17 protein-coding genes and 4 tRNA genes are annotated in these 21,770 nt (G+C 54.4%); 15 read left to right on the top strand and 6 right to left on the bottom strand.

The window, feature by feature from the left end:
• Window positions 1-108 precede the first annotated feature (108 nt).
• Entirely contained in the window at window positions 109-2,307 is a 2,199-nt protein-coding gene (gene speF / locus ACJ69_RS02050; RefSeq protein ID WP_032661123.1) for an ornithine decarboxylase SpeF, read from the top strand.
• Window positions 2,304-3,617, top strand: coding sequence for a putrescine-ornithine antiporter (potE, locus tag ACJ69_RS02045; protein ID WP_014831099.1), 1,314 nt, complete (start codon window positions 2,304-2,306; stop codon window positions 3,615-3,617). Before speF ends, potE begins: the two co-directional genes overlap by 4 nt.
• A 102-nt stretch (window positions 3,618-3,719) precedes the next feature.
• On the opposite strand, the gene pgm is transcribed toward potE, so the two are convergent.
• Entirely contained in the window at window positions 3,720-5,360 is a 1,641-nt protein-coding gene (pgm, locus tag ACJ69_RS02040; RefSeq protein ID WP_059346350.1) for a phosphoglucomutase (alpha-D-glucose-1,6-bisphosphate-dependent), read from the bottom strand.
• A 24-nt stretch (window positions 5,361-5,384) separates the two neighbouring features.
• The gene (gene seqA / locus ACJ69_RS02035; RefSeq protein WP_029741182.1) at window positions 5,385-5,933 is read right to left on the bottom strand and encodes a replication initiation negative regulator SeqA; all 549 of its coding nucleotides are present in this window, start codon (window positions 5,931-5,933) and stop codon (window positions 5,385-5,387) included.
• A 183-nt stretch (window positions 5,934-6,116) separates the two neighbouring features.
• Between seqA and ybfF the strand changes: the two genes are divergently transcribed.
• From ybfF to fur, 4 genes are all read left to right on the top strand, one after another.
• Window positions 6,117-6,890, top strand: coding sequence for an esterase (gene ybfF / locus ACJ69_RS02030; RefSeq protein WP_059346349.1), 774 nt, complete (start codon window positions 6,117-6,119; stop codon window positions 6,888-6,890).
• A gap of 128 nt (window positions 6,891-7,018) precedes the next feature.
• Window positions 7,019-7,306, top strand: coding sequence for a LexA regulated protein (ybfE, locus tag ACJ69_RS02025; RefSeq protein ID WP_023334913.1), 288 nt, complete (start codon window positions 7,019-7,021; stop codon window positions 7,304-7,306).
• A 155-nt stretch (window positions 7,307-7,461) separates the two neighbouring features.
• Window positions 7,462-7,992: a flavodoxin FldA gene (gene fldA, locus ACJ69_RS02020; protein ID WP_029741184.1), complete on the top strand. Its 531-nt coding sequence runs from the start codon at window positions 7,462-7,464 to the stop codon at window positions 7,990-7,992.
• 291 nt (window positions 7,993-8,283) lie between these two features.
• The gene (gene fur, locus ACJ69_RS02015; RefSeq protein ID WP_023310771.1) at window positions 8,284-8,730 is read left to right on the top strand and encodes a ferric iron uptake transcriptional regulator; all 447 of its coding nucleotides are present in this window, start codon (window positions 8,284-8,286) and stop codon (window positions 8,728-8,730) included.
• A 90-nt stretch (window positions 8,731-8,820) separates the two neighbouring features.
• On the opposite strand, the gene chiQ is transcribed toward fur, so the two are convergent.
• The 4 genes from chiQ to nagE form a co-directional block, all read right to left on the bottom strand.
• Window positions 8,821-9,147 (bottom strand): ChiQ/YbfN family lipoprotein, encoded by a 327-nt coding sequence (gene chiQ, locus ACJ69_RS02010; protein ID WP_032661388.1) that lies wholly within the window; start codon window positions 9,145-9,147, stop codon window positions 8,821-8,823.
• Window positions 9,148-9,194: 47 nt separating this feature from the next.
• Entirely contained in the window at window positions 9,195-10,592 is a 1,398-nt protein-coding gene (gene chiP / locus ACJ69_RS02005) for a chitoporin ChiP (RefSeq protein ID WP_054829873.1), read from the bottom strand.
• A 446-nt stretch (window positions 10,593-11,038) separates the two neighbouring features.
• Window positions 11,039-12,706: a glutamine--tRNA ligase gene (glnS, locus tag ACJ69_RS02000; RefSeq protein WP_029740147.1), complete on the bottom strand. Its 1,668-nt coding sequence runs from the start codon at window positions 12,704-12,706 to the stop codon at window positions 11,039-11,041.
• Window positions 12,707-12,875: 169 nt separating this feature from the next.
• Window positions 12,876-14,897, bottom strand: a complete 2,022-nt coding sequence (gene nagE, locus ACJ69_RS01995) for an N-acetylglucosamine-specific PTS transporter subunit IIBC (protein WP_071886541.1) — start codon at window positions 14,895-14,897, stop codon at window positions 12,876-12,878.
• Window positions 14,898-15,225: 328 nt separating this feature from the next.
• Between nagE and nagB the strand changes: the two genes are divergently transcribed.
• From nagB to ACJ69_RS01950, 9 genes are all read left to right on the top strand, one after another.
• Window positions 15,226-16,026 carry a glucosamine-6-phosphate deaminase gene (gene nagB / locus ACJ69_RS01990; RefSeq protein WP_023310765.1) on the top strand — a complete coding sequence of 267 codons (801 nt, stop codon included), beginning with the start codon at window positions 15,226-15,228 and terminating at the stop codon, window positions 16,024-16,026.
• Between the two features lie 55 nt (window positions 16,027-16,081).
• The gene (nagA, locus tag ACJ69_RS01985; RefSeq protein ID WP_054829874.1) at window positions 16,082-17,230 is read left to right on the top strand and encodes an N-acetylglucosamine-6-phosphate deacetylase; all 1,149 of its coding nucleotides are present in this window, start codon (window positions 16,082-16,084) and stop codon (window positions 17,228-17,230) included.
• Window positions 17,231-17,238: 8 nt separating this feature from the next.
• The gene (nagC, locus tag ACJ69_RS01980) at window positions 17,239-18,459 is read left to right on the top strand and encodes a DNA-binding transcriptional regulator NagC (protein ID WP_021242995.1); all 1,221 of its coding nucleotides are present in this window, start codon (window positions 17,239-17,241) and stop codon (window positions 18,457-18,459) included.
• Between the two features lie 45 nt (window positions 18,460-18,504).
• Window positions 18,505-19,257, top strand: coding sequence for a ribonucleotide monophosphatase NagD (gene nagD / locus ACJ69_RS01975; RefSeq protein WP_059346347.1), 753 nt, complete (start codon window positions 18,505-18,507; stop codon window positions 19,255-19,257).
• Window positions 19,258-19,506: 249 nt separating this feature from the next.
• Entirely contained in the window at window positions 19,507-21,171 is a 1,665-nt protein-coding gene (gene asnB / locus ACJ69_RS01970; RefSeq protein ID WP_023310762.1) for an asparagine synthase B, read from the top strand.
• A gap of 226 nt (window positions 21,172-21,397) precedes the next feature.
• Window positions 21,398-21,474: transfer RNA gene (locus ACJ69_RS01965), tRNA-Met, on the top strand.
• A gap of 8 nt (window positions 21,475-21,482) precedes the next feature.
• A tRNA-Leu gene (locus tag ACJ69_RS01960) sits at window positions 21,483-21,567 on the top strand.
• Window positions 21,568-21,590: 23 nt separating this feature from the next.
• Window positions 21,591-21,665, top strand: a tRNA-Gln gene (locus ACJ69_RS01955).
• 17 nt (window positions 21,666-21,682) lie between these two features.
• Window positions 21,683-21,759: transfer RNA gene (locus ACJ69_RS01950), tRNA-Met, on the top strand.
• Window positions 21,760-21,770: the final 11 nt, after the last annotated feature.

Genomic DNA, 21,770 nt, shown 5'->3' with positions numbered 1-21,770 from the left:
TCACTGATTTTAATCAGCGGCCACCCTTTGCTTTTTTTCCGGTAAATTATCGATTTCTTTCTTGCAGGAAATCGAGGGACGCTTATTACCTAAAATAAAGAGAGAAAGATGAAAAGTTTAAAAATCGCAGCCAGCCGTGCATGTCCGGATTGCTTTACTACCCAGCGTGAACTGGTGGATGTCCGAGCCTCTGATTATATTGATGTTGCCGCCATTGTTCTGGCGGTCACGGATATTGCCAGCGGTATCCTGGACGAAATAGAAGCCACCGGTTTTGGCATTCCTGTTTTTGTCGCGACGCACAAAGAAGAGTTCATCCCGGCAGACTATTTATCGCGCATTCATGGCGTATTTGAGTATTCAGACACCAGCAACGACTTTTATGGACGCCAGCTGGAAGCGGCAGCCCAGAAGTATGAAACCCAGCTGCGCCCGCCGTTTTTCCGCGCGCTGGTCGACTATGTGAAGCAGGGCAACAGCGCGTTTGACTGCCCGGGGCATCAGGGTGGCCAGTTCTTCCGCCGTCATCCTGCCGGTAATCAGTTTGTCGATTTCTTTGGTGAGACGCTTTTCCGCTCCGACCTGTGTAACGCCGACGTGGCGATGGGCGATCTGCTGATCCACGAAGGCGCGCCATGCATCGCCCAGCAGCATGCGGCAAAGGTCTTTAACGCCGATAAGACCTACTTCGTGCTGAATGGCACCTCATCATCCAACAAAGTGGTGCTTAACGCCCTGCTCACCCCGGGCGACCTGGTGCTGTTCGACCGTAACAACCACAAATCTAACCATCACGGTGCCCTCCTCCAGGCCGGTGCAACGCCGGTCTATCTGGAAACCGCGCGCAACCCGTACGGCTTTATTGGCGGCATTGACGCCCACTGCTTTGAAGAAAGTTATCTGCGCGAGCTGGTGGCAGAGGTGGCGCCGGGCCGTGCACGCGATGCGCGTCCGTTCCGTCTGGCGGTGATCCAGCTGGGCACCTACGATGGCACCATCTATAACGCCCGTCAGGTGGTTGATAAGATTGGACACCTGTGTGATTACATCCTGTTTGACTCGGCCTGGGTGGGTTATGAGCAGTTTATTCCGATGATGGCCGACTGCTCTCCGCTGCTGCTGGAGCTGAACGAAAACGATCCGGGGATCCTGGTCACCCAGTCCGTGCATAAACAGCAGGCCGGCTTCTCGCAGACCTCGCAAATCCATAAGAAAGACAGCCATATCAAAGGGCAACAGCGCTATGTCCCGCATAAGCGGCTGAATAATGCCTTTATGATGCACGCCTCCACCAGCCCGTTTTATCCGCTGTTCGCTGCGCTGGACATTAACGCCCGTATGCATGAGGGCCAGAGCGGCCGCAACATGTGGATGGACTGCGTGGTGAACGGTATCGAAGCACGCAAGCTGATCCTGGAGAACTGCCGGTATCTGCGCCCCTTCGTGCCGGAAACGGTAGATGGCCGCCCGTGGGAAAGCTGGGACACCGCGGAAATTGCGACCGATCTGCGCTTCTTCCACTTCGTACCGGGTGAAAACTGGCACGCTTTTGAAGGCTACGCTGAGCATCAGTATTTTATCGACCCGTGCAAGCTCCTGCTGACCACGCCGGGCATCAACGCCCGCACCGGGGAGTATGACGACTTCGGCGTGCCCGCCACTATCCTTGCCAACTTCCTGCGTGAAAACGGCATCGTGCCGGAGAAATGCGATCTCAACTCGATCCTGTTCCTGCTCACGCCTGCGGAAGATATGGGCAAACTGCAGCAGCTGGTGGCGCAGCTGGTGCGCTTCGAAAAACTGCTCGAGAGCGATGTTCCGCTGAAAGACGTCCTGCCTTCTCTCTATAAACAGCATCCGGAGCGTTACGCGGATTACACCCTGCGCCAGATCTGCCAGGAAATGCACGACCTGTACGCCCGCCACAACGTGAAGCAGCTGCAGAAAGAGATGTTCCGCAAGTCTCACTTCCCGCGCGTGATGATGAACCCGCAGGACGCCAACTACGCCTATCTGCGCGGTGAGGTTGAACTGGTCTCACTGCGCGACGCGGAAGGCCGTATCGCCGCCGAAGGCGCGCTCCCTTATCCACCGGGAGTGCTGTGCGTGGTTCCTGGGGAAGTCTGGGGCGGTTCGGTGCTGCGCTACTTTGCCGCGCTGGAAGAAGGCATCAACCTGCTGCCGGGCTTCGCGCCGGAGCTGCAGGGTGTGTACGTCGAGGAGTGTGAGGGTCGCAAACAGGTTCGCTGTAACGTCATCAAACAACCCGCCGCTCAGCCCGCGCTGCTGAAAGGAGAGAAATTATGAGTAAGTCCAATAAGATGGGCGTGGTGCAGCTGACCATCCTCACCATGGTGAACATGATGGGATCCGGGATTATCATGCTGCCCACCAAACTGGCAGAGGTGGGTACCATCTCTATCATCTCCTGGCTGGTGACGGCAGTCGGTTCAATGGCGCTGGCGTGGGCGTTCGCCAAGTGCGGGATGTTCAGCCGTAAGTCAGGGGGCATGGGGGGCTATGCCGAATACGCCTTTGGCAAGTCGGGCAACTTTATGGCCAACTATACCTACGGCGTGTCGCTGCTGATCGCCAACGTGGCGATTGCCATCTCCGCAGTGGGTTACGGAACGGAGCTGTTTGGCGCGACGCTCAGCCCGGTACAAATTGGGCTGGCGACCATCGGGGTGCTGTGGATCTGCACCGTCGCTAACTTTGGCGGCGCGCGTATCACCGGACAGCTCTCCAGCATCACCGTCTGGGGCGTGATTATACCGGTTGTCGGCCTGTGCATCATCGGCTGGTTCTGGTTTAGCCCGACGCTCTACGCCAACTCCTGGAACCCGCACCATGTGCCGTTCTTTACCGCTGTTGGGTCATCCATCGCCATGACGCTGTGGGCCTTCCTGGGTCTGGAATCCGCCTGCGCGAACGCGGAAGTGGTAGAGAATCCGGAAAAGAACGTGCCGATTGCGGTTCTCGGCGGCACACTGGGCGCGGCGGTGATCTATATCGTCTCGACTAACGTGATTGCGGGCATCGTACCGAATATGGATCTGGCTAACTCCACGGCGCCGTTCGGGCTGGCCTTCGCGCAGATGTTCACGCCTGAGGTCGGGAAAGTGATCATGGGTCTGATGGTCATGTCCTGCTGCGGTTCACTCCTCGGCTGGCAGTTCACCATCGCACAGGTGTTTAAATCCTCGGCTGATGAAGGTTACTTCCCAAAAATCTTCTCCCGCGTGACCAAAGCGGATGCGCCGGTGCAGGGGATGCTGGCAATTGTCATCTTCCAGAGCGGATTGTCGCTGATGACCATTAGCCCGTCGCTGAACAGCCAGTTCAACGTGCTGGTCAACCTGGCGGTGGTGACGAACATCATTCCGTATATTCTGTCGATGGCAGCGCTGGTGATCATCCAGAAGGTGGCGAAGGTGGATCCACGCAAAGCGCGTGCGGCCAATATCGTGGCGCTGATCGGGGCAATCTACAGCTTCTATGCGCTCTACTCATCCGGCCAGGAAGCGATGCTGTATGGCGCGATGGTGACCTTTATGGGCTGGACGCTGTACGGTCTGGTGTCACCGCGGTTTGAATTGAAGAACAAGCACAGTTAAGTAAAAGCAAAACGGCAACCCATGGGTTGCCGTTTTTAGTGTTTTCCCCCTCTCCTGTGGGAGAGGGGCGGGGTGAGGGCACCAGCCCGCACCAAACCGCACTTACGCGTTTTTCAGCACTTCGCTGACAATCTCTACCGCTTCTTTCTCAATCTGCTGACGGTGCTCAGCGCCGAGGAAGCTTTCGCAATAGATTTTGTACGCATCTTCCGTACCGGACGGACGCGCGGCGAACCAGCCGTTCTCGGTCATCACTTTCAGACCACCAATGGATGCGCCGTTGCCCGGTGCAGCCGTCAGACGAGCAGTGATCGGATCGCCCGCCAGGGTGCTTGCGCTGACCATCTCCGGAGAGAGCTTGGACAGGGCCGCTTTCTGGGCTGACGTCGCGCTAGCCTGAATACGGTTATAGCTTGGCGCACCAAAGCGTGCCGCCAGGTCGTTGTAGTGTTCCTGCGGGTTCTTACCGGTGACCGCGGTGATCTCCGCCGCCAGCAGGCACATGATGATGCCGTCTTTATCGGTTGACCATGGCGTGCCGTCGAAACGCAGGAAAGATGCCCCCGCGCTCTCTTCACCGCCGAAGCCGAAGCTGCCGTCGTGCAGACCGTCAACGAACCATTTGAAGCCCACCGGCACTTCCACCAGCTTGCGGCCCAGCGCCTCGACCACGCGATCGATCATCGCGGAGGAAACCAGCGTTTTACCGACGGCCACCTCTTTGCCCCACTGCGGGCGGTGCTGGAACAGGTAGTTAATCGCGACGGCCAGATAGTGGTTCGGGTTCATCAGCCCGGCAGGGGTGACGATACCGTGACGGTCATAATCCGGGTCGTTAGCAAACGCCAGATCGAATTTATCACGCAGCGCCAGCAGGCCCGCCATCGCGCACTCGGAGGAGCAGTCCATACGGATCGCACCGTCTTTGTCCAGGTGCATAAAGCGGAAGGTCTGATCGACGTGATCGTTCACGATGGTCAGATCCAGCTTGTAATGCTCGGCGATACGTTTCCAGTATTCGATACCGGAGCCGCCCAGCGGATCCACGCCCAGCTTCAGGCCGGCTTTCTGGATGGCCACCATATTGACGATATCCGCCAGCCCTTCCACGAACGGCTGAACCAGATCCTGCTCTTTCACGTGATCGGACGCCATGGCAGCATCCAGAGAAATGCGCTTCACGCCTTTCAGACCATCAGCCAGCAGCGCGTTCGCACGATCTTCCACTACTTTGGTGACGTTGGTGTCGGCCGGGCCACCGTTAGGCGGGTTGTATTTGATACCACCGTCTTCCGGCGGGTTGTGGGATGGCGTGATAACGATACCGTCAGCCAGCGCGCCACCTTTTTTGTTGTGCACCAGGATGGCGTTAGAGACCGCAGGCGTTGGGGTGAAGCCGTTGTTCTCCTGAACAATCACGTCGACGCCGTTTGCCGCCAGCACTTCCACCACAGAGATGAACGCCGGTTCAGACAGGGCATGGGTATCTTTCCCCACGTAGCACGGACCGGTAACGCCGTTTTTAGCGCGCTCTTCCGCGATGGCCTGAGCAATAGCCAGAATGTGCGGTTCGTTAAAGCTGTGGCGCGCCGCGCTGCCGCGGTGACCGGATGTACCAAACTTCACTGCGTGTTCTGCGTTGCCCACGACCGGTTTCAGCACATAATACTGCGCGGTCAGCTGAGCGACGTTAATCAAATCGCTTTGTTGTGCAGGTTGGCCTGCACGGCTGTGATTTGCCATTACCGGGTCCTTCTGATGCAAGGGTTAAATTGTACCGCAAACCTTTTCAATCAATTCCGCCGGGAACTGCATGGACTGCATGATGTGTTCAATCATGCTGCACTTGCGGCCCGTATTGGTATTGGTGATCACCCAGTACGGGGTGCCAGGAACATGTTTGGGTTTGGTTTGATTGCCATTTTGCAGCAGCGTCTGCTCGTCTCCCGCGAAATAGACGCGAGTACGGCCGTGAAGCGACTCGGTCGCTTCAGCAAACGCTTTGTTATCCAGTGAGTAAAGTGTAGACAGCACCAGCATAAAGCGGTTTACCGCCTTTTTCTGCTCCGCGTATTCATCGGAGAGCAGCAGCTCGCGCATCGCGCGCACTTTATCTTTTGCCGGCGTCACGGCAGGTTTTGCTTGTGCAACAACGCTCGGCTGAGACACGACATCTTTGGTGGCTGGGGTAGCAGGCTGTGAAGCGGCGGAAATTTTAAGCATGCGCCGTAAAATGTCGGACGCGCTCTCCCCGATATGCCGCGTCTGGCTGGCAATATACTGATAGAGTTCGTCATCAACTTCGATTGTTTTCATCTTAATCCAGTGCGATATCTTATCTGAATACAAGTCATTGGGATTATAAGGTCAAATCCCAACAGCGGATAGCGTCAAACCAGGTTGGCAGCAAAAGTCAGATTAAACTGGAACCTTGCAGCCGGGCGGCAGAATGGTCAACATGATACCCTAACCTGACATACGTAAAAAAAGAACTTTGCCATGAAATTGAATACCCGAGCGCAAACTGCACAATCGCCGAACAATAATTCTCCCATCGTACTGGTTCACGGGCTTTTTGGCAGCCTGGATAACCTGGGCGTGCTGGCGCGCGATCTGGTTACCGACCACGATATTTTGCAGGTCGATATGCGCAATCACGGTCTTTCCGGGCGTTCCGACGAGATGACCTACGCGGCGATGGCGCAGGATCTGCTGGATACGCTGGATGCCCACGATCTGCAAAAGGTGACCCTCATCGGGCATTCAATGGGTGGAAAAGCGGTGATGGCCCTGACGGCACTGGCCCCGGAGCGTATTAGCGGCCTGGTGGTGATTGACGTCGCGCCCGTGGATTACGACGTCCGTCGTCACGACGAGATTTTTGCCGCCATTAATGCGGTCACAGAAGCGGGTGTCGCGACGCGCCAACAGGCGGCTGCCGTCATGCGTGAGCATCTTAATGAAGAAGGCGTCGTCCAGTTCCTGCTGAAGTCGTTTGTTGACGGGCAATGGCGTTTTAACGTGCCGGTGCTCTGGGAGCAGTACAACAACATCGTCGGCTGGGAAACCGTCCCGGCCTGGCCACACCCTACCCTCTTTATTCGCGGCGGCAACTCGCCTTACGTTACCGACGCGTACCGCGACACGCTGCTGACCCAATTCCCGCAGGCTCGCGCCCACGTGATTGCCGGTGCCGGGCACTGGGTGCATGCGGAAAAACCGGACGCTGTGCTGCGCGCCATTCGCCGCTATCTCGCTGATACTGCAAATTGATTAAAAAGAAAGCGACTGGAAGGCTGCGGGCTTCCAGTCGTTGGCGTGCCGTTTTTGGTGATGTATGATGGCGCGCTTATCGCCCGGGCATTAGCAGGGCGGCGTGTTTCCCCCGAAGTCTCAGAATCATGGCCAAAGAACAAACGGACCGTACGACACTAGATCTGTTCGCGAATGAGCGTCGCCCGGGACGACCCAAGACGAATCCGCTTTCGCGTGATGAACAGCTGCGTATCAATAAACGCAACCAGCTTAAACGCGATAAAAATCGTGGGCTTAAGCGTGTCGAACTGAAGCTTAACGCCGACGCCGTCGATGCGCTGAACGAGCTGGCTGACGCGCGAAATATCAGCCGCAGCGAGCTCATTGAAGAGATGTTGATCGCCCAGCTTGAGACGTTACGCAGCCAGGCATAAGTCTGAAAATCCCCTTTATCGCCCTTTTCATGTAGCACAGAGTGCAGTCCTGCGCGATAGCTGTTTCCGCAGGGTTGCCAGTTCTGCTATTATTGCCCTTATCCGTGGCCGAATTGCGCCACCATACTATTAAGTTTCAAGAGGTTATTTTACTCATGGCAATCATCGGCATTTTCTTTGGCAGTGATACCGGCAATACCGAAAATATCGCAAAAAACATTCAAAAACAGCTCGGTAAAGACGTTGCTGATGTGCATGACATCGCCAAGAGCAGCAAAGAAGATCTGGAAGGCTATGACATTCTGCTGCTGGGTATCCCAACCTGGTACTACGGTGAAGCCCAGTGCGACTGGGATGATTTCTTCCCGACGCTGGAAGAAGTGGACTTCAACGGTAAGCTGGTCGCCCTGTTTGGCTGTGGCGATCAGGAAGACTACGCTGAATACTTCTGTGACGCGCTGGGCACCATCCGCGATATCATTGAGCCGAATGGCGCGGTTATCGTAGGCCACTGGCCGACCGCCGGTTACCACTTTGAAGCGTCTAAAGGCCTGGCCGATGACAATCATTTCGTGGGTCTGGCCATCGACGAAGACCGTCAGCCAGAGCTGACTGCAGAGCGCGTAGAGAAATGGGTTAAGCAGATCCGTGAGGAACTGCACCTGGACGATATTCTGAACGCCTGATTTTTATCACGGCGCAGCGGCGGCTGCGCCCGTGCTCCAGGTCAAACCGATTAAATTAATCGCTACAATCTTTTAACTTTTTCGCCCAGACCTGTACAATGTCTCCCTGATAAAATGTGGTTTTCCATTGAGCAAGTTTGTTGGTGATACCCCATTTTTATAAGCATATTTTGCCTGAGACTTGCAGTTTTCATTTAGCCATGGCAGTTCTATAATGAGACGCATTATCCCGGGTGCATTTTCTGTCACTTCCTACAGAAGTGAATCGTTTAGCAACAGGACAGATTCCGCATGACTGACAACAATACCGCATTAAAGAAGGCTGGCCTGAAAGTAACGCTTCCTCGGTTAAAAATCCTTGAAGTGCTTCAGGGTCCAGACAATCACCATGTCAGTGCGGAAGACCTTTATAAACGTCTTATTGACATGGGTGAAGAGATTGGGCTGGCTACCGTCTATCGCGTGCTGAACCAGTTTGATGACGCGGGCATTGTTACCCGTCATAATTTCGAAGGCGGTAAATCTGTTTTCGAACTGACCCAGCAGCAGCACCACGATCACCTGATCTGCCTCGATTGCGGCAAGGTCATTGAATTCAGCGATGATTCCATTGAATCACGCCAGCGTGAAATCGCGGCGCGTCATGGCATCCGCCTGACCAACCACAGCCTGTACCTTTACGGTCACTGCGCTGAAGGCGACTGCCGCGAAGACGACCACGCGCACGACGCGAAATAATCAGTATTCATACTCTGAGCCAGCCGCAAGGTTGGCTTTTTTTTGCCTAAAAAAGCCCGGTAAGCGCAGCGCTTACCGGGCGTAAAGCACTTATTTATTGTTATTGCGTATCTCGTTCCAGATCTTATCGCAACGCTTCGCCACTTCCTGATCGTTACCGGTTTTACGCGCCTGGATACAGGCCTGGTAATCCATGACGCGGACGTTCTCCTGGGTCGCGAACTGCTCGTGCGCTTTCTCTTTCTTCAGCACGTTCAGCACGCTCTGACAGGCTTCAATCTTCTCCGGCGATCCTTCCGCAGTGTTAATGCAGGCGCTATACGCCTCCTTCAGACGGGTGTCCTCTTTCGGCGCCTGCGTCTGAGCGCACGCCACCAGCCCTGATGCCAGCAGCGCGACGATTACGATTTTTTTCATCATGTGCAGTCTCCATACCGGCGGGACTCAGCCCGCCGGTGCGTTCATCAGAAGATGGTGAATGGGGCGATAACCATGAATTTCACGTCACGTTCATCCTGGAAGATGTTGCCGTAACCGCCCGCATAGCTCGGGATATCAGAGTGGTTGTCATACTGGGTGAAGTGCAGTTTGAACATCGTGCCTTTCGCGCGGCCATCCTGCAGGGTATAGATAGCATCGAGGCTGTAGGAAGACTCTTTCAGGCGATAGTTGGGATCGTAGTATGCATCCGGCGTGGCCATATCGGCAGGTTTTGCGTCCCAGGCGTAAGCGTAAGAAGCGCCCACTGCCCAGCCAGGCAGGTTCCAGTTTTTCAGATCATACATTGCGCCGAAGAAGACCGCTTTCTCGCCGTCGGCGTTGAAGTCAGAACGGTTATCCCACCAGATATCAAGACGACCGTTGGAGGAGGCGTAGGTCGGGGTCATACGCTGCAGGAAGTAGCCCTGCTGCCCTTCCGCCTTCACCCATGTGCCTTCCAGACGCAAATCAACCTGACCAACCTTGTAGCCGAAGGTTAACGCCTGCAGCCACGCGGTGCCGTCATAAATGTCGTTGACGCCACCGTTGCTGACCTTGTCGCGCGTACCGTAGAACTGGTAGCTGGTGCTCAGCGGGCTACCCACGACATCGAATTTATAGCTGGCCTTGGCAAAATACTGATCGATATAGCCCTGTGCCTGACCGAATGCCGCTTCAAGCACCAGATCGTTTTTGAAGTCGTACTTCGCGCCCAGCGAGTGCAGGTAATCGACTTTGGTTTTTTTATCGTTCTGGTAGAACTTGTCCATTTCGATGTGCCACGGCGCTTTGTACTCGTTGGTCCACATATAGGAGAAGCTCAACGCGCCCGCATCACCGTAGTCAAAGTTCGCCCCGGCTTCTGCACCCTGATAGGTACCCGGCATAAAGCTCCAGTGCGGTGCTAACAGAGTCTGGCCAGTTGGCTGAATATAACCGCCGCGCGCCCAAACCGGACCGTATTTAAATTTTGCAGCGGCTTTGTAAAGGCTGATACCGCTCTTATCCCCGGACCAGTCTTCTTTATAGGCTTTATTGCTGGAGGAGAAGGCAATTTCGTTCGGGTGCGCGCTGTCGCCGTTTTCCGCCATTTCAATCGCGGTAAACGCAGCAATATCCAGACCGAACATATCCGCGGCATAGCCTGACTGGAAGTCCAGGTTGGCGTTCCAGGTGGAGTGAGAAAGGTTGGTTTTGTATTTGTCTTCGGTGACGTCTTTACGGTCACGTTCACGCTGCCAGTAATAAATACCGCCCGTGAGGGTAGAATCGTCGATGAAGCCTGCCGCTTTCGCCTCTGGTGTCACCACCAGGCCCGACATTGCTGTTACACCGGCAATAGCCAGCGCCAGCGCACTACGTTTGCCACTGAACGTACGCATAGATTATTCCTCTTTGACGAATTAAAACGCCTGAAACGGCGTAAATAAAAAAGACCAAATGGTCAGGGGTAGTTTTAAATACCCTCGAATTAACTACCGTCTTTAGGTTATTTTTCGCGACACGAATTATCAATGCTTTTTAGCGGACAAAAGTCAGGATTATGACGAAGTGCACATAATTGGTAGTGATTTGTAACATTTGCAGAGAGGCGAGCAATGACGGGGAATAATCAGGTATTTCAGTGGCTAGACGTGGGTTCTCTTTCTTTTTTTATCACCTTTTTGATTTTCGTAATGACACAAACTTTTTTTTAAAAAATAAGTAGCACCTCATTGACCTGATATTTTCATGGCGCCTCTTTAAGCCCTGGCTTAATGCCCTGATCGTTAAATAAAAAAACGCCGCATAATGCGGCGTTTGTCTCTCATTGACCAGACCAGCAATATTATTCGCCGATCTTCGTCCAGGTATCACGCAGGCCTACGGTACGGTTAAATACCGGTTTTTCCGCCGTGCTGTAACGGCTGTCCAGGCAGAAGTAGCCTTCACGTTCAAACTGGAACGCTTTGCCCGCTTCAGCGGCTTTCAGAGAAGGCTCCGCATAACCCTGCTTGATTACCAGAGATTCCGGGTTGATGGTCGCCAGGAAATCTTCCGCAGCACCTGGGTTAGGCACGCTGAACAGACGGTCGTACAGACGGATTTCTACCGGCAGCGCGTGGGAAGCGCTCACCCAGTGAATCACGCCTTTCACTTTACGGCCGTCAGCAGGATCTTTGCTCAGAGTCTCTGCATCGTAAGAACAGAAAATGGTGGTGATATTCCCTTCCGCATCTTTCTCTACGCGTTCGGCTTTGATGACGTAGGCATTACGCAGACGCACTTCTTTACCCAGCACCAGACGCTTGTACTGCTTGTTGGCTTCTTCGCGGAAGTCAGCGCGGTCAATCCAGATGTCACCGCTGAACGGCACGTCACGGCTACCCATTTCCGGTTTGTTCGGATGGTTAGGCATGGAGACCAGCTCGCTTTCACCCTGCGGATAGTTTTCGATAACCAGCTTCACCGGGTCGATAACGGCCATCGCGCGCGGGGCGTTTTCGTTGAGATCTTCACGAATGCAGGATTCAAGGGAGGCCATCTCGATGGTGTTGTCCTGCTTGGTCACGCCGATGCGCTTGCAGAACTCACGAATAGAGGCGGCTGTGTAGCCACGACGACGCAGACCGGAGATGGTCGGCATACGCGGGTCATCCCAGCCCTCAACGTGCTTGTCCGTCACCAGCAGGTTCAGCTTACGCTTGGACATCACGGTGTATTCCAGATTCAGACGAGAGAACTCGTACTGGCGCGGATGCACAGGAATGGTGATGTTATCCAGAACCCAGTCGTACAGACGACGGTTGTCCTGGAACTCCAGCGTACACAGGGAGTGCGTAATGCCTTCCAGCGCATCGCTGATGCAGTGGGTAAAGTCGTACATCGGGTAGATGCACCACTTGTTGCCGGTCTGGTGGTGTTCTGCGAACTTGATGCGGTACAGCACCGGATCGCGCATCACGATGAAAGGAGACGCCATGTCGATTTTGGCACGCAGGCACGCTTTGCCTTCTTCGAAGCCACCTGCACGCATTTTTTCAAACAGCGCCAGGTTCTCTTCCACGCTGCGATCGCGGAACGGGCTGTTTTTGCCCGGCGCGGTCAGCGTACCGCGATATTCACGGATTTCATCAGCAGACAGTTCGTCAACATACGCCAGACCCTTGTTGATCAGTTCAACCGCGTAGGCGTACAGCTGATCAAAATAGTCAGAGGAGTAGCAGATATCGCCAGACCAGTTGAAGCCCAGCCATTGCACGTCATTTTTGATGGACTCAACGTATTCGATGTCTTCTTTTACTGGGTTGGTGTCATCGAAACGCAGGTTGCACTGTCCCTGGTAGTCTTGCGCAATGCCAAAGTTCAGGCAGATGGACTTCGCATGCCCGATATGCAGGTAGCCGTTCGGCTCCGGCGGGAAGCGGGTATGAACTGTGGTGTGCTTACCACTGGCCAGATCTTCATCGATGATCTGACGAATAAAGTTACTCGGGCGGGCTTCTGCCTCACTCATCGTGGATTCCTCAAAGCGTAAACAACGTATAACGGCATATGATCTTATAAGCCGGACGTAGTGACAACCCTTAAAACGTCTCTGAAGAAAATAATGGGGGCTTTTGCTGCAAAAAAAAGCGGCGGAGGATATCCCCCGCCGCTTAAGGCATGACTCTACTCAGGAGCGATTACTTGCCTTTAATCTCATACAGCGGCGTTTGACCCGCAACAACCTGACCTTTCGCCTGAATGACCAAGCCACTGAAGTCGTCGATGTTGCTGCAAACGACCGGACTTATCATGGAGCGCGCGTTGGCGTTGAGGAAGTCCAGATCCATTTCCAGAATCGGCTGCCCGGCCACCACTTCAGCACCCTCTTCCACCAGGCGAGTAAAGCCCTGACCGTTCAGCGCAACGGTATCGATACCCATGTGGACAACGATCTCCGCGCCATTTTCGGTTTCGAGGCAGAACGCGTGGTTGGTGTTGAAGATTTTCACGATGGTACCGGCCGCCGGAGACACAACGGTTTTTTCCGTTGGTTTCACCGCCACACCGTCACCCACCGCTTTGCTGGCGAAGGCTTCGTCAGGCACCTGCTCAATCGCAATCACTTCACCGGTTACCGGTGAAACCAGCGCGGCTACCGTTTTGGCGTTCGGTACCGCCTGCGGTTTTGCAGCCGCTGGCGCGGCGGCAGGTGCGGCAGAAGCTTCTGCTGCGGCTACCGGACCGGTAGTTTTCATGGCGTTAGCAATTTTCTCTGCCACAAAGCCAACGATAATCTGTACGCTGGTTTTGTTCAGGCGAATAACACCGGAAGCACCCAGACGTTTGGCCAGCGCTTCGTTCACCAGGGAAGAGTCTTTGACGTTCAGACGCAGACGAGTGATACAGGCGTCGATACCGGTCAGGTTGTCAGAACCGCCGACAGCGGCGATGTACTGACGCGCCAGGCCTGAAACGTCCTGATCCTGAGCACCGCTTACGTTCACATCCTGACCATCCGCTTCGCTACCGGCCACGGCCAGTTCACGACCCGGGGTCATCAGGTTGAATTTGGTGATAGTGAAACGGAACACCATGTAGTAGATCGCGAAGAACACCAGACCTTGCGGGATCAGCATCCACCAGTGGGTCGCCAGCGGGTTACGGGACGACAGCACCATATCCACCAGACCGGCGCTGAAGCCGAAACCGGCAATCCAGTGCATGCTGGCAGCGATGAACACGGAGATACCGGTCAGCACGGCGTGGATCACATACAGAACCGGCGCCACGAACATGAAGGAGAACTCCAGCGGCTCGGTGATACCGGTGAAGAAGGCTGCGAATGCCCCCGCCATCATGATACCCAGCACTTTCGCTTTATTCTCTGGACGCGCGCAGTGGTAGATAGCCAGCGCAGCACCCGGCAGACCAAACATCATGATCGGGAAGAAGCCCGCCTGGTAACGACCGGTGATACCGACAACCGCTTTACCTGCTTCGATGGACTGTGCGCCCCCCAGGAAGTTAGGGATATCGTTAATACCGGCAACGTCGAACCAGAATACGGAGTTCAGCGCGTGGTGCAGACCGACCGGGATCAGCAGACGGTTGAAGAACGCGTACACGCCCGCACCGACAGAACCCAGCTTCTGGATGTGCTCACCGAAGTTCACCAGACCGTCGAAGATCATCGGCCAGACGTACATCATGATGAACGCAACAACGATCATCACAAACGAGGTCAGGATGGGGACCAGACGGCGTCCGCTAAAGAAGGAGAGCGCTTTCGGCAGCTCTACGCTGCTGAAGCGGTTATACAGTTCGGCGGAGATGATACCCACAAGGATACCGACGAACTGGTTGCTGATCTTACCGAACGCCGCCGGAACCTGGTCCGCCGGAATTTTTTGGATCATGGCCACCGCTGCAGGCGAGCAGAGGGTGGTTAACACGAGGAAACCGACAAAACCGGTCAGCGCAGCGGCGCCGTCTTTGTCTTTTGACATACCGTAGGCCACACCAATCGCGAACAACACGGACATGTTGTCGATAATGGCGGAACCTGACTTGATAAAGAACGCCGCCAGCGCGCTGGTATTACCCCAGCCGTTGGGGTCGATCCAGTAGCCGACACCCATCAGGATGGCTGCGGCAGGCAGCGTGGCGACCGGCACCATCAGTGCGCGACCAACCTTTTGTAAATAACCTAGAATACTCACTTTCTTCCCCCTATGAGACCCCGTTTAAGGCATGTTCTCAGCTCTGTTTTTTATTGTGTCACGAACGATAGATACCGTTGATGCTTCACTGGCATTGTGAGTGTGTGAAAAATTAATTCGTATCGCAAATTAAACGCGTACTTTTTGTGATTTTTGTCACCAAATATCGTTATTTACCCTCCCTCATACTGGCTAACAGCGAAAACTTATTTTATCATTCAAAAAATCAAGACGGATTGATCCGGCCTGAAAGTTTCCAGGTTACGCTTAAGTATCAGGTTCCGATAGCCATCCGCCCACTCTTCTACTTTAACTCTTGAGGTGAACAATGAGACTGATTCCCCTGGCAACTGCTGAACAAGTCGGTAAATGGGCCGCTCGCCATATCGTTAATCGTATTAACGCGTTTAAACCGACCGCCGATCGTCCTTTCGTTCTTGGTCTTCCAACCGGCGGTACCCCGCTGACCGCCTATAAGGCGCTGGTTGAGATGCATAAAGCAGGCCAGGTTAGCTTCAAACATGTTGTGACCTTCAATATGGATGAATACGTTGGCTTACCGAAAGACCACCCGGAAAGCTACCATAGCTTTATGCACCGCAATTTCTTTGATCACGTTGATATTCCATCTGAAAATATTAACCTGCTGAATGGAAACGCGCCTGATATTGACGCAGAATGCCGTCAGTATGAAGAAAAAATCCGTTCTTACGGTAAGATCCACCTGTTCATGGGTGGTGTAGGCAATGATGGTCATATCGCGTTTAACGAACCGGCGTCATCTCTGGCTTCCCGCACCCGTATTAAAACGCTGACCCATGACACGCGCGTGGCAAACTCCCGCTTCTTTGACGGCGACGTGAACCAGGTTCCAAAATACGCCCTGACCGTAGGCGTAGGCACCCTGCTGGATGCCGAAGAAGTGATGATTCTGGTGCTGGGCGGCGTGAAAGCGCAAGCGCTCCAGGCTGCCGTTGAAGGCAACGTTAACCATATGTGGACCATAAGCTGCCTGCAGCTGCATCCGAAATCAGTCATCGTCTGCGACGAACCGTCCACGATGGAACTGAAGGTTAAAACGCTGAAATACTTCAACGAGTTAGAAGCTGAGAACATCAAAGGTCTGTAATTGAATAACCGCCTCTTCATCAAGAGGCGGCCGCTTTTTTTAACCGGGGGTCGTTATGTACGCTTTAACCCACGGTCGGATTTATACCGGCCATGAAATTCTGGATGACCATGCGATTGTTATCGCTGATGGCCTGATTGAACGTGTTTGCCCGCTGGCAGAACTGCCGCCGGAGATTGAACAGCGCTCACTCAATGGAGCAGTAATCTCCCCCGGTTTCATCGACGTACAGCTCAACGGCTGCGGCGGTGTGCAATTCAATGACACCGCGGATGCGGTGACGGTCGAAACGCTGGAGATCATGCAGAAAGCCAACGAGAAATCGGGCTGCACCAGCTATCTGCCAACGCTCATCACCAGCAGTGATGATCTCATGAAGCAGGGTATCCGCGTGATGCGCGAATACCTGGCCAAACACCCTAATCAGGCGCTGGGTCTGCACCTTGAAGGGCCATGGCTGAATATGGTTAAGAAAGGAACGCATAACCCGAATTACGTGCGTAAACCTGATGCGGAGCTGGTTGACTACATGTGTGCGAACGCCGATGTGATCACCAAAGTGACGCTGGCGCCTGAAATGACGGGTACGGATGTCATCAGCAAACTGGCTGGTGCCGGGATTATCGTTTCAGCAGGTCACTCAAACGCGACGCTGAAAGAAGCGAAAGCCGGTTTCCGCGCGGGCATTACCTTCGCAACGCACCTTTACAACGCCATGCCGTATATCACAGGCCGTGAACCGGGTCTGGTCGGGGCGATCCTGGATGAGCCAGACGTCTACTGCGGCATTATTGCTGACGGCTTACATGTCGATTACACCAACATCCGCAACGCTAAGCGGCTGAAAGGTGACAAGCTTTGTCTGGTGACGGATGCCACCGCGCCGGCAGGTGCAAATATTGAGCAGTTCATTTTTGCCGGTAAAACAATATACTACCGCAATGGACTGTGTGTGGATGAAAACGGTACGCTGAGCGGTTCCTCTTTGACCATGATTGAAGGGGTGCGTAACCTGGTTGAACATTGCGGGATTGCGCTTGATGAAGTCCTGCGTATGGCAACCCTTTATCCGGCTCGCGCAATGGGCGTAGATAAGCAGCTCGGCGGAATTGCACCAGGTATGATTGCAAACCTGACGGCATTCACACACGATTATAAAATTATTAAGACCATCGTTAATGGTAACGAGGTCGTCACTGAGTAAGTAAAAGTATGACACCTGGCGGACAAGCTCAAATCGGTAATGTCGATCTCGTTAAACAACTTAACAGTGCGGCGGTATACCGCCTGATTGACCAGCACGGACCAATCTCGCGAATTCAGATAGCCGAACAAAGCCAGCTTGCTCCCGCCAGCGTGACAAAAATTACCCGCCAGCTCATTGAGCGCGGTCTGATCAAAGAAGTCGATCAGCAGGCCTCCACCGGGGGCCGCCGCGCCATCTCGATTATTACCGAAACCCGCAATTTTCAGGCCATTGGCGTCCGTCTGGGCCGTCATGACACCACGCTCACGCTGTACGATCTGAGCAGTAAAGCCATTGCAGAAGAACACTACCCTCTTCCGGAGCGCACCCAGGAGACGCTGGAGCATGCGCTGCTCAATACCATCGCGCAGTTTATTGAAAGCTGTCAGCGCAAGATCCGCGAACTCATCGCCATCTCCGTGATTCTGCCCGGCCTGGTCGACCCGGAAAGCGGCGTGATCCGCTATATGCCGCACATTCAGGTTGAAAACTGGGGGCTGGTCGACGCGCTGGAAAAGCGTTTTAAGGTGACCTGCTTTGTGGGCCACGACATTCGCTCGCTGGCGCTGGCAGAGCACTACTTTGGTGCGAGCCAGGACTGCGAAGACTCTATTCTGGTGCGCGTTCACCGCGGAACGGGCGCCGGTATAATCTCTAACGGCCGTATTTTTATTGGTCGCAACGGTAACGTCGGCGAGATTGGCCACATTCAGGTTGAACCCCTCGGGGAGCGCTGCCACTGCGGCAACTTCGGTTGTCTTGAAACCATTGCCGCAAACACGGCCATCGAGCAGCGGGTTCGCCATCTCCTTGAACAGGGCTACCAAAGCCGCGTCACGCTGGACGATTGCAAGATAGGCACCATCTGCAAAGCCGCCAATAAGGGCGACGCGCTGGCCTGCGAAGTGATCGAGCAGGTAGGACGCCACCTGGGGAAAACCATCGCCATCGCCATTAACTTGTTTAACCCTCAAAAAGTGGTGATTGCCGGTGAAATTGTGGAGGCGGAAAAGGTGCTGCTCCCCGCCATTGAAGGCTGTATTAACACCCAGGCGCTGAAAGCATTCCGCCAGAACCTCCCGGTGGTTCGTTCAAAGCTTGACCATCGCTCGGCGATCGGCGCGTTCGCGCTGGTCAAACGCGCCATGCTCAACGGAATTCTGCTGCAGCATTTGCTGGAAAGTTGATCGGACCTTATAGTAACGCCTTCTTTTTTTGATGTCGGACTGTCCATGACCATTAAGAATGTAATTTGTGATATCGACGGCGTGCTGATGCACGACAACGTTGCCGTGCCGGGTGCTGCGGAGTTTCTTCACCGCATCATCGACAAAGGAATGCCTCTGGTTCTGCTCACGAACTACCCTTCCCAAACCGGTCAGGACCTGGCTAACCGCTTCGCCACGGCGGGTGTCAACGTCCCGGACAGCGTGTTTTATACTTCGGCAATGGCCACGGCGGATTTTCTGAAGCGTCAGGAAGGGAAAAAAGCCTACGTGGTGGGTGAAGGTGCGCTGATCCATGAGCTGTACAAAGCAGGCTTTACCATCACCGATGTTAATCCGGACTTTGTGATTGTCGGCGAGACGCGCTCCTTTAACTGGGAAATGATGCATAAAGCTGCATACTTTGTCGCCAGCGGCGCGCGCTTTATCGCCACCAACCCGGATACGCACGGCCGTGGTTTTTATCCGGCCTGCGGCGCGCTGTGCGCCGGTATCGAGAAAATCTCTGGCCGTAAGCCGTTTGTGGTCGGGAAACCTAGCCCGTGGATCATCCGTGCCGCGCTGAACAAAATGCAGGCCCACTCTGAAGAAACCGTTATTGTCGGCGACAACCTGCGCACCGATATTCTGGCTGGTTTCCAGGCGGGTCTTGAGACCATCCTGGTTCTCTCCGGCGTCTCTCAACTTGATGACATTGATTCGATGCCGTTCCGGCCAAGCTGGATTTACCCCTCCGTCGATGAAATCGACATCATCTGATACCGAACCACGCCTCAGGGCGTGGTTTTTCATTTATGGCCTACAAAAATAAAGCCTCATCTAACAAAAAGCACATTTCATTGCATAATCATCAATAAAAGAATTTATGGCGTACTCTTTTTTCACTATTCCGCAATCACTGTTGCACTATTTGCGTTTTCACCCGTAAAACGCTTGCGCGCCCTGCCCCTTTGCGGCATTTTCATAAGCAAGCAACATTACAAAGCAACAGGGTTAACGGAGAAGGTTATGTGTTCAATTTTTGGCGTACTGGATATTAAAACTGACGCGGGCGAACTGCGTAAAAAAGCACTCGAACTGTCCCGCCTGATGCGCCATCGCGGCCCGGACTGGTCAGGCGTTTACGCCAGTGACAAAGCGATTCTGGCTCACGAACGTCTGTCTATTGTTGACGTCAACGCCGGTGCACAGCCGCTGTATAACGAGAAAAAAACGCACGCGCTGGCTGTCAACGGTGAAATCTACAACCACCAGGCGCTGCGCGCCGAATATGGCGACCGCTACGCGTTCCAGACCGGCTCTGACTGTGAAGTGATCCTGGCGCTGTATCAGGAGAAAGGGCCCGAGTTCCTGGACGACCTGCAGGGCATGTTTGCCTTCGCCCTGTACGACAGCGAAAAAGACGCTTACCTGATTGGCCGTGACCATATCGGCATTATCCCGCTGTACATGGGCCACGATGAGCACGGCAACTTCTACGTCGCCTCTGAAATGAAAGCCCTGGTGCCGGTATGCCGCACCATTAAAGAGTTCCCGGCTGGCAGCTATCTGTGGAGCAAAGACGGCGAGATCCGCTCCTATTACCAGCGCGACTGGTTCGACTATGATGCGGTAAAAGACAACGTCACGGACAAAGCCGAGCTGCGTCAGGCCCTGGAAGATTCCGTGAAAAGCCACCTGATGTCTGACGTGCCCTACGGCGTGCTGCTCTCCGGCGGTCTGGACTCCTCCGTGATCTCCGCGATCACTAAGAAATTCGCGGCCCGTCGCGTGGAAGATCAGGAGCGCTCAGAAGCCTGGTGGCCACAGCTGCACTCTTTTGCCGTTGGCCTGGAAGGCGCACCTGACCTGAAAGCCGCGCAGGAAGTGGCGAACCACCTCGGCACCGTGCACCATGAGATTCACTTCACCGTGCAGGAAGGTCTGGATGCGATCCGCGATGTGATCTATCACATTGAAACCTATGACGTGACCACCATCCGCGCCTCGACCCCGATGTACCTGATGTCGCGTAAGATCAAAGCGATGGGCATCAAGATGGTGCTCTCCGGCGAAGGTTCTGACGAAGTGTTTGGCGGCTACCTGTACTTCCATAAGGCGCCGAACGCCAAAGAGCTGCACGAAGAGACCGTGCGCAAGCTGCAGGCCCTGCATATGTTTGACTGTGCGCGTGCCAACAAAGCGATGTCCGCATGGGGCGTGGAAGCGCGCGTGCCGTTCCTGGATAAGAAATTCCTCGACGTGGCGATGCGCATCAACCCGCAGGACAAAATGTGCGGCAACGGCAAAATGGAAAAACATATCCTGCGCGAATGTTTTGAATCCTACCTGCCGGCGAGCGTGGCATGGCGTCAGAAAGAGCAGTTCTCTGATGGCGTAGGCTATAGCTGGATCGACACCCTGAAAGAGGTCGCGGCAAAACAGGTTTCTGACCAACAGCTGGAAACCGCAAGCTTCCGCTTCCCGTACAACACGCCGGGTTCGAAAGAGGCCTATCTGTACCGTGAAATTTTTGAAGAGCTGTTCCCGGTACCGAGCGCCGCGGAGTGCGTACCGGGTGGCCCGTCCGTCGCCTGCTCTTCTGCCAAAGCGATTGAATGGGATGAATCTTTCAAATCCATGAACGATCCATCAGGACGCGCGGTAGGCGTTCACCAGTCAGCCTACAAATAATCACTCAGATCGCAATCGGGCCCCTCAGGGGCCTGATTTTTTTGCCTCGTATTTCACCGCCTAAATCTGATTAATAACCAATAATTGCCGAATATTCGGTCACGCTGTTCGCAACCTAACCAAACAGTCACATTCCGGCTATTTTCGTTGAAAAAGGTGTTGACGCTGCAAGGGTCTATACGCATAATGCGCCCCGCAACGCCGATAAGGTAACGCGAAAAAAGATGGCTACGTAGCTCAGTTGGTTAGAGCACATCACTCATAATGATGGGGTCACAGGTTCGAATCCCGTCGTAGCCACCATCTTTTTTGCGGGAGTGGCGAAATTGGTAGACGCACCAGATTTAGGTTCTGGCGCCGCAAGGTGTGCGAGTTCAAGTCTCGCCTCCCGCACCATTCCCAGGTAAGCGTTGCACGGATGGGGTATCGCCAAGCGGTAAGGCACCGGTTTTTGATACCGGCATTCCCTGGTTCGAATCCAGGTACCCCAGCCATCGAAGATTGCAGTACTGGCTACGTAGCTCAGTTGGTTAGAGCACATCACTCATAATGATGGGGTCACAGGTTCGAATCCCGTCGTAGCCACCAAATTTAGATTG

The organism is Enterobacter asburiae, from assembly GCF_001521715.1.
Lineage (GTDB): Bacteria > Pseudomonadota > Gammaproteobacteria > Enterobacterales > Enterobacteriaceae > Enterobacter > Enterobacter asburiae.
This window is presented reverse-complemented; position numbering and strand designations above follow the sequence as displayed.